The 426-nt window shown below is 34.5% G+C and carries 1 protein-coding gene; it reads right to left on the bottom strand.

Features of this window, described 5'->3' with window-relative positions; translation table 11 throughout:
* Window positions 1-401 (bottom strand): hypothetical protein (locus tag NE547_RS18015; RefSeq protein ID WP_256176627.1); only part of this gene is annotated, 401 nt, incomplete at its 3' end.
* Window positions 402-426 lie beyond the last annotated feature (25 nt).

The following is a 426-nucleotide window of genomic DNA, read 5'->3' as shown; positions in this document are numbered from 1 at the left end:
TGTGTTATTCCAGCTACTTTTATTTTAGCCTGACCACTGTAATACTTTCTTGAAGTATTTGCAAGAGTTGTTGGTGTGACATTTGTTCCTGTGAAATCAAACTCATATCCATCAATTGTGCCTGGCTGTTCTTGCAAAGTAAGTTCAGAAATATATCCACTAAATATACCTACATATATTTTCTTAGTTTTCACCCTTTCCAACTTTAGGTCTGTATTATTATTCACTACTATCCCGTTAGAAAATGCCTCGGTTGCATGTGCGCCCATTCCTGTATAAAACTCATTATTAGCTATATTCTTATACACAGTCACACTCTTGTCTAGGGCGAATGCATTTACACCTATCGCAGAAACTATAGCCATTGCCATTACTGTTGATAATAACTTTTTAAACTTCATAATATATCCTCCTTTGTAATATAAC

Source organism: Flavonifractor sp. DFI.6.63 (assembly GCF_024462255.1).
GTDB lineage: Bacteria > Bacillota > Clostridia > Oscillospirales > Oscillospiraceae > Lawsonibacter_A > Lawsonibacter_A hominis.
This window is presented reverse-complemented; position numbering and strand designations above follow the sequence as displayed.